The 7,688-nt window shown below is 53.2% G+C and carries 10 protein-coding genes; 4 read left to right on the forward strand and 6 right to left on the reverse strand.

Features of this window, described 5'->3' with window-relative positions:
- Nucleotides 1–3 precede the first annotated feature (3 nt).
- On the reverse strand, nt 4–642 hold the full coding sequence (sspA, locus tag AAYN39_RS09045) for a stringent starvation protein SspA (RefSeq protein ID WP_000257300.1): 639 nt from the start codon (nt 640–642) through the stop codon (nt 4–6).
- Between the two features lie 114 nt (nt 643–756).
- On the opposite strand from sspA, the gene AAYN39_RS09050 reads away from it, so the two are divergent.
- On the forward strand, nt 757–930 hold the full coding sequence (locus tag AAYN39_RS09050; RefSeq protein WP_001760917.1) for a hypothetical protein: 174 nt from the start codon (nt 757–759) through the stop codon (nt 928–930).
- A 26-nt stretch (nt 931–956) separates the two neighbouring features.
- On the opposite strand, the gene rpsI is transcribed toward AAYN39_RS09050, so the two are convergent.
- The 3 genes from rpsI to zapE all read right to left on the reverse strand — a co-directional run bounded on the left by rpsI (nt 957) and on the right by zapE (nt 3,218).
- On the reverse strand, nt 957–1,349 hold the full coding sequence (gene rpsI, locus AAYN39_RS09055) for a 30S ribosomal protein S9 (RefSeq protein ID WP_000829815.1): 393 nt from the start codon (nt 1,347–1,349) through the stop codon (nt 957–959).
- Nucleotides 1,350–1,364: 15 nt separating this feature from the next.
- Entirely contained in the window at nt 1,365–1,793 is a 429-nt protein-coding gene (gene rplM / locus AAYN39_RS09060) for a 50S ribosomal protein L13 (RefSeq protein ID WP_000847559.1), read from the reverse strand.
- Between the two features lie 300 nt (nt 1,794–2,093).
- Nucleotides 2,094–3,218, reverse strand: coding sequence for a cell division protein ZapE (gene zapE / locus AAYN39_RS09065; RefSeq protein ID WP_001191224.1), 1,125 nt, complete (start codon nt 3,216–3,218; stop codon nt 2,094–2,096).
- Between the two features lie 192 nt (nt 3,219–3,410).
- Here zapE and zapG point away from each other — a divergent pair, with 192 nt between their 5' ends.
- From zapG to degS, 3 genes are all read left to right on the forward strand, one after another.
- Nucleotides 3,411–3,809: a Z-ring associated protein ZapG gene (gene zapG / locus AAYN39_RS09070; protein WP_001763923.1), complete on the forward strand. Its 399-nt coding sequence runs from the start codon at nt 3,411–3,413 to the stop codon at nt 3,807–3,809.
- Nucleotides 3,810–3,965: 156 nt separating this feature from the next.
- Entirely contained in the window at nt 3,966–5,333 is a 1,368-nt protein-coding gene (gene degQ / locus AAYN39_RS09075; protein ID WP_000716695.1) for a serine endoprotease DegQ, read from the forward strand.
- 92 nt (nt 5,334–5,425) lie between these two features.
- Nucleotides 5,426–6,496, forward strand: a complete 1,071-nt coding sequence (degS, locus tag AAYN39_RS09080) for an outer membrane-stress sensor serine endopeptidase DegS (RefSeq protein WP_000497705.1) — start codon at nt 5,426–5,428, stop codon at nt 6,494–6,496.
- Nucleotides 6,497–6,529: 33 nt separating this feature from the next.
- On the opposite strand, the gene AAYN39_RS09085 is transcribed toward degS, so the two are convergent.
- Both AAYN39_RS09085 and AAYN39_RS09090 read right to left on the reverse strand, forming a co-directional pair.
- Nucleotides 6,530–7,261 carry a triphosphoribosyl-dephospho-CoA synthase gene (locus AAYN39_RS09085; protein ID WP_000605621.1) on the reverse strand — a complete coding sequence of 244 codons (732 nt, stop codon included), beginning with the start codon at nt 7,259–7,261 and terminating at the stop codon, nt 6,530–6,532.
- A gap of 20 nt (nt 7,262–7,281) precedes the next feature.
- On the reverse strand, nt 7,282–7,688 hold a 407-nt coding region (locus tag AAYN39_RS09090; protein ID WP_346253943.1), incomplete at its 5' end, for a sodium ion-translocating decarboxylase subunit beta.

The following is a 7,688-nucleotide window of genomic DNA, read 5'->3' on the forward strand; positions in this document are numbered from 1 at the left end:
AGGTTAACCCCGACCGAGGCGCATTTCACGTTCAGCTTCGGTTAAAGAAGCCAGGAAAGAATCACGTTCAAAGACGCGGGTCATATAGCCTTTCAGCTCTTTCGCCCCTGCGCCGCTGAATTCGATACCCAACTGCGGTAAACGCCACAGGAGAGGCGCCAGGTAGCAATCAACCAGGCTGAATTCGTCGCTCAGGAAATACGGTTTCTGACCAAATACCGGCGCAATCGCCAGCAGCTCTTCACGCAGTTGTTTACGCGCAGAGTCGACCTCGGAAGCAGACCCGTTTACGATGACGTTCATCAGCGTATACCAGTCTTTTTCAATACGGTGCATGTACAGACGGCTTTCACCGCGCGCGACCGGATAAACCGGCATCAGCGGCGGATGGGGGAAACGCTCATCCAGATATTCCATAATGATGCGAGATTCCCACAGGGTCAGCTCACGATCCACCAGTGTCGGAACGCTTTGATTCGGGTTGAGGTCAATCAGATCCTGAGGTGGATTGTCCTTTTCCACATGTTCGATCTCAAAACTAACACCCTTTTCAGCCAACACAATGCGGACCTGATGGCTATAGATGTCAGTAGGACCAGAAAACAGCGTCATTACCGAACGTTTGTTGGCAGCGACAGCCATGAAAACCTCCAGGTATATTCAGAATTTTTACTGCTACCAGCCACAATGTGACCAGCCAGATGTTATGTCACCCAGGGCGAAAAAAGCCATCATTGCTCAGAAACGAGACAAAAAATGAACATTCCCCGCTATTTGGGCAGAAAATTGGATGATAGTTTACCAGATTTTGTGACCTTTGTGGTGAGTCGATTCTGGAATTGGGGAAAAAGAGACAACAATCCGCATTTCATTGTGACAGATAAATGCATTGCCCATAAAAAAACCCGCCAAAGCGGGTTTTTTCGCTAACAGTTGTCTGCCGAAGCAGAAAACAATTAACGTTTGGAGAACTGCGGACGACGACGTGCTTTACGCAGGCCGACTTTCTTACGTTCAACCTGACGAGCGTCACGAGTAACGAAGCCAGCTTTACGCAGTTCGCCACGCAGGGACTCGTCGTACTCCATCAGAGCGCGGGTGATACCGTGACGGATCGCACCAGCCTGACCAGAGATACCACCACCTTTAACAGTGATGTACAGATCCAGTTTCTCAACCATGTCGACCAGTTCCAGCGGCTGACGAACTACCATGCGGGCAGTTTCACGACCGAAGTACTGTTCCAGAGAACGTTGGTTGATAACGATTTTACCGTTGCCCGGCTTGATGAAAACGCGAGCTGCGGAACTTTTGCGGCGACCAGTGCCGTAGTATTGATTTTCAGCCATTGCCTATAATCCCGATTAGATGTCAAGAACTTGCGGTTGCTGTGCCGCGTGGTTGTGCTCGTTGCCCGCGTAAACTTTCAGTTTACGGAACATAGCACGACCCAGCGGGCCTTTTGGCAGCATGCCTTTAACCGCGATTTCAATCACACGCTCAGGACGGCGGGCAATCATCTCTTCAAAGGTCGCTTGTTTGATACCACCGATGTGGCCGGTGTGGTGATAGTACACTTTGTCAGTACGCTTGTTGCCGGTTACAGCAACTTTGTCAGCGTTCAGAACGATGATGTAATCACCGGTATCTACGTGCGGAGTGTATTCCGCTTTGTGCTTACCGCGCAGGCGACGAGCCAGTTCAGTAGCCAGACGGCCCAGAGTTTTACCGGTCGCGTCAACAACATACCAGTCGCGTTTTACGGTTTCTGGTTTAGCTGTAAAAGTTTTCATTAAAAGCTTACCCAAATAAATAAGTTACACGTTGGTGAACACCCAAACGTTTAAATAGTTGAGGTTCACACGACAAAGTCCGGTAAACCTACCCCCTCGGATATGTTTGGCCGGCACAGAGAAAGTTTGGGAAAAAACTCTCTTGTAACGTGGGGTCGCAGGATTATAGAGAAGTCCAGGTCAAAGATCGACCCCTTTTTGCGATTTGCCGCGGGTTTTGTTCAGGCCTAGTTCACCCTCGGTCGGGGAGGTTGCACAGATATAATACCGCATAATGCCGGAGCGCTACGCTTGTCCGGCTTACGGCATATGCTCCCGCTTGAGATACTCCGCACTCTGCATCTCTTGCAGGCGCGACAGACAGCGCTGAAATTCAAACTTGAGTCGCTCCCCCTGATAAATCTCATATAACGGCGCGGCGGCGCTGACCACCAGCTTAACGTGGCGCTCGTAAAACTCATCCACCAGCGCAATAAAGCGGCGCGCTTCGTTCTCCATCAGCGGCGTCATGACCGGCACGTCAAACAACAGAACCGTGTGAAATAACCTTGAGAGCGCAATGTAATCATGCTGGCTGCGAGCCTCGACGCACAGCGTAGCGAAAGAGGCCGCTAACGTTTGGTTTTCAACGCCCAGGGTGGATAAAGGGCGATGATTGATTTCCAGCGTCGGAGCATGTTCTCGTGCGGCCCCCGCTAACGCCAGCCACAGTTTATCCATTTGCCGCCGGGTTTCATCATTAAGCGGCGTTAGCCATAAATGGGCCTGCGTCAGCGTCCGCAGCCGGTAATCGACGCCGGCGTCCACATTCATAATGTCGCAGTGCTGTTTAATGGCATCGATAGCCGGCAGGAAGCGGGCGCGTTGCAAACCGTTGCGGTAGAGTTCCTCCGGCGGAATATTGGAGGTCGCGACCAGCGTAATGCCGCGTGCAAACAGCGCTTTCATTAAACCGCCCAGCAGCATGGCGTCGGTAATATCGGTGACGAAAAACTCATCGAAACACAGTACGTCCGTCTCGGTTTTAAACCGATCGGCAATAATGTCTAACGGATCGATCTGTCCCTGTAGCGCGGTAAGCTCTTCATGCACGCGCAGCATAAACCGATGAAAATGCAGGCGCAATTTTCGCTCACCCGGCAGGCTGTGGTAGAAGAGATCCATGAGCCAGGTTTTGCCGCGACCCACGCCCCCCCACATATACAGCCCGCGAACCGGTATTTGCGCGTCCGGTTCGTTTTTGCCTAATAATTTCCCCAGTCGCGCTATCAGACCGCCGGGTGGCGTAGCCGACGATTTTTTCGCGGTGAGCGCCTGATAAAGGGTTTCCAGACGGTCGACCGCCTCTTTCTGTACGTCGTCAGGCTGATGGGTGCCTTCGTTGAGTGCCTGGAGATAACGCGATGTAGGGGAAAGACTTTGCATAATGTTATTGTTATTCCTTGAAAATCGATGTGCCGTCGTTCACGGCTGACGAAAAAAAGGCCGTTCTACACTACGCGATATGCTGTCGGGATTCCACTTCTACGAAATTAGCGGTTATAGTGGCATAATCAGGCGCGGGCATGGAGCCTGGAGCCAACACCCTACGGAAACATAAGACAACGGGAGATGTTCATGACCTGGGAATATGCGCTAATTGGATTAGTCGTCGGTATCATCATTGGTGCCGTGGCCATGCGTTTTGGTAATCGTAAGTTACGTCAACAGCAGGCATTGCAGTACGAACTGGAAAAAAACAAAGCTGAGCTGGAAGAGTACCGTGAAGAGCTGGTTAGCCACTTTGCCCGCAGCGCGGAACTGCTGGATACCATGGCGCATGATTACCGCCAGCTGTATCAGTATATGGCGAAAAGCTCCAGCAGCCTGCTGCCGGAAATGTCTGCGGAGTCGAATCCGTTCCGTAACCGTCTGGCGGAGTCTGAGGCGAGCAACGATCAGGCGCCAGTACAAATGCCACGTGATTATTCTGAAGGCGCGTCTGGCCTGTTACGTAGCGGCGCAAAGCGCGATTAATCGCACGCCGTTAAGAAATTTATCGGGCGCATCGCTTGCGCCCTCTCTCTATCTTTCCTGTCCCAGCTATTATCATTGTTACCAGGCTGAAAATTCAATAACATCAATCTGTTTTGAATTGTCTATCCGTTCATTCAAGGTACGAGAGCAGCATCCATGAAAAAACACACCCAGCTGTTAAGTGCATTAGCGTTAAGTGTCGGATTAACTCTTTCGGCACCGTTTCCAGCCCTTGCATCGATACCAGGCCAGGTGCCAGGCCAGGCGACGCTGCCAAGCCTTGCCCCTATGCTGGAGAAAGTGCTGCCTGCTGTCGTCAGCGTAAAAGTCGAGGGAACCGCCACCCAGAGCCAAAAAGTGCCGGAGGAGTTTAAAAAATTCTTTGGCGAGGATCTGCCAGACCAGCCGTCCCAGCCGTTTGAAGGACTCGGTTCGGGGGTGATTATCGATGCCGCGAAAGGCTATGTATTAACCAATAATCATGTGATTAATCAGGCACAGAAGATCAGCATTCAACTGAATGACGGACGCGAATTCGACGCGAAGCTGATCGGCGGCGACGACCAGAGCGATATCGCTCTGTTACAAATTCAGAATCCCAGCAAGTTAACGCAAATTGCCATCGCCGATTCCGACAAACTCCGCGTCGGCGATTTCGCCGTGGCGGTTGGTAATCCGTTTGGCCTTGGACAAACCGCCACCTCCGGGATTATTTCAGCGCTGGGACGCAGCGGGCTTAATCTGGAAGGGCTTGAGAACTTTATTCAAACCGATGCCTCTATTAACCGCGGCAACTCCGGCGGCGCGCTGCTTAACCTGAACGGCGAGCTGATCGGGATTAATACCGCAATCCTCGCGCCAGGGGGCGGGAGCATCGGCATTGGCTTTGCTATTCCTTCCAATATGGCGCAGACGCTGGCGCAGCAGTTGATTCAGTTCGGCGAAATCAAACGCGGATTGCTGGGAATTAAAGGCACTGAAATGACCGCTGATATCGCTAAGGCATTCAAACTGAACGTTCAGCGTGGCGCTTTTGTCAGCGAGGTTTTACCCAATTCAGGTTCGGCGAAGGCCGGGGTGAAATCCGGAGACGTGATTATCAGTCTTAACGGTAAGCCGCTGAATAGCTTTGCCGAACTGCGTTCACGTATCGCCACCACCGAACCGGGCACGAAAGTGAAGCTGGGCCTGCTGCGCGATGGTAAGCCGCTGGAGGTGGAAGTCACGCTGGATTCCAATACCTCTTCTTCCGCCAGCGCCGAAATGATCGCCCCGGCGTTGCAAGGCGCGACGTTGAGCGACGGCCAGCTGAAAGACGGGACGAAAGGCGTTAAGGTTGATAGCGTCGAAAAAAGCAGTCCTGCCGCGCAGGCCGGTTTGCAAAAAGATGATGTTATCATCGGCGTTAATCGCGATCGCATCAGTTCTATCGCCGAAATGCGCAAAGTGATGGCGGCAAAACCGTCCATCATTGCTCTTCAGGTAGTACGCGGCAACGAGAACATTTATCTATTGCTGCGCTAATCCTGTCTTAAACCGGGCATCAGCCTGCGATGTGATGTCCGGTTAACTCATGGTATGCTGCTGCCGTTCCCTTTTTTAACGACGCCTCCATCATGTTTGTGAAGCTCTTACGTTCGGTCGCAATAGGTTTAATTGTCGGCGCTATTCTGTTGGCCGTCATGCCTTCTTTGCGCAAAATTAATCCTATCGCCGTCCCGCAATTCGACAGTACCGATGAGACGCCAGCCAGTTATAATTTTGCGGTTCGCCGCGCCGCGCCTGCCGTCGTCAATGTCTATAACCGCAGTATGAACAGTACCGCGCATAATCAACTGGAGATCCGCACGCTGGGTTCCGGCGTGATCATGGATCAACGCGGTTATATTATTACCAACAAGCACGTGATTAACGATGCCGATCAGATTATCGTCGCGCTACAGGATGGCCGCGTCTTTGAAGCGCTACTGGTTGGCTCCGATTCGCTTACCGACCTGGCGGTGCTGAAGATCAACGCCACTGGCGGGCTGCCTACCATCCCGATTAATACAAAGCGTACACCGCATATTGGCGACGTCGTACTGGCTATCGGCAACCCATATAATCTGGGACAGACCATCACCCAGGGGATCATCAGCGCAACGGGTCGTATCGGCCTGAACCCGACGGGGCGACAGAATTTTCTCCAGACCGACGCCTCGATTAACCACGGTAATTCCGGCGGCGCGCTGGTCAACTCGTTAGGCGAACTGATGGGGATCAACACCCTCTCTTTTGATAAGAGTAACGATGGCGAAACGCCGGAAGGCCTTGGTTTTGCGATTCCCTTCCAGCTAGCCACGAAAATTATGGATAAGCTTATCCGCGACGGTCGCGTGATTCGCGGCTATATCGGTATTGGCGGACGAGAAATCGCGCCGCTGCACGCGCAGCAGGGTAGCGGCATGGACCCGATTCAGGGCATTGTCGTTAATGAAGTAACGCCAAACGGCCCCGCTGCGCTTGCCGGTATTCAGGTTAATGATTTGATTATTTCGGTCAATAATAAACCCGCCGTGTCCGCGCTGGAGACGATGGATCAGGTGGCGGAAATTCGCCCGGGCTCCGTCATTCCGGTCGTGGTAATGCGGGATGATAAGCAGCTCACGTTCCAGGTGACGGTGCAGGAATACCCGGCGTCAAACTAAAACGACGCAGCTTTTGCCTGCGTCGTTCGACGGCTAGTCAATAAAGACTGGCCCTGCCGGAAAATGCGCCAGGAAACTCGTGAAGATTAGCAGAGCGGGGAAACTCTTTTCCCCGACGGCCTCTTCACGCAGCGCCTTATCGAGTGTCAATAAGCCAGACTCGCTCCCTTCCCCCAGAATGCCGCCCATCCAGAGCAGTCGTTGCGCCTGTTGACGCGCATACTGCGATGCGCTTTTCCAGGCGACCAGATGCAGCAACGTTTGTAACAGCAGGACCCGAGACGCGTGACCATCGCGTTGTAATCGCCTGAATACGGGTAATGCAATACTACGCACCGTCGAGAAACCGCTCGCCGCCTCCCCCTCAATCGGCGATAAACCAACAGCCGCCTGTTTGACGAAATCGCATAACCGATTGTGTGTTAATGGCCGCTCGCCTGCGCTCATATACCCTGCGGCGAAACAGAGTAACCCGATACCCTGAGCCCAATCGGTCGATGGCAGAATCCCCTGCGGAACATTCGGTGCCGACGTCTGTGCGGCACAAAGCCCCTCGTCGTAACACTGTGCAAAACGTTGCTCATATATTGCTGAGTTGACGCCGGACCACGGCAGCAAATGCAGCGCTGGCTCAAGCTCAGTTATCTGATTCACCGTCTCAACAACATAACGCAAGATGGTTTCTCTGGATGGCATGGATGTACCTTGCCGAAACGCAACCATTTCACTCATTACTGTGTCCTCATTTTGCGGGAGCATAATCACTGCTCCCGATTAGAATTGGATTACATTGCCAGCACGTACTTCAGCATCACGCCCGCCGCAATGGCCGAACCGATAACCCCGGCCACGTTCGGCCCCATCGCGTGCATCAGCAGGAAGTTCTGCGGGTTCGACTCCAGGCCCACCTTGTTCGACACCCTGGCTGCCATCGGCACTGCCGACACCCCGGCTGAACCTATCAGCGGGTTGATTTTGTTCTTACTGCACAGGTTCAGCAGCTTCGCCATCAGCACCCCGGCCGCCGTCCCGATACCAAAGGCAATCACCCCCAGCAGCAGAATGCCCAGCATCTGCGGCTGCAGGAACTTATCCGCGACCAGCTTCGCGCCCACCGACAGCCCGAGGAAAATGGTCACGATATTAATCAGACCGTTCTGCACCGTGTCGCTCAGACGCTCCACCACCCCGC

The sequence above is a fragment of the Salmonella sp. K21076 genome, from assembly GCF_039650795.1.
GTDB lineage: Bacteria > Pseudomonadota > Gammaproteobacteria > Enterobacterales > Enterobacteriaceae > Salmonella > Salmonella enterica.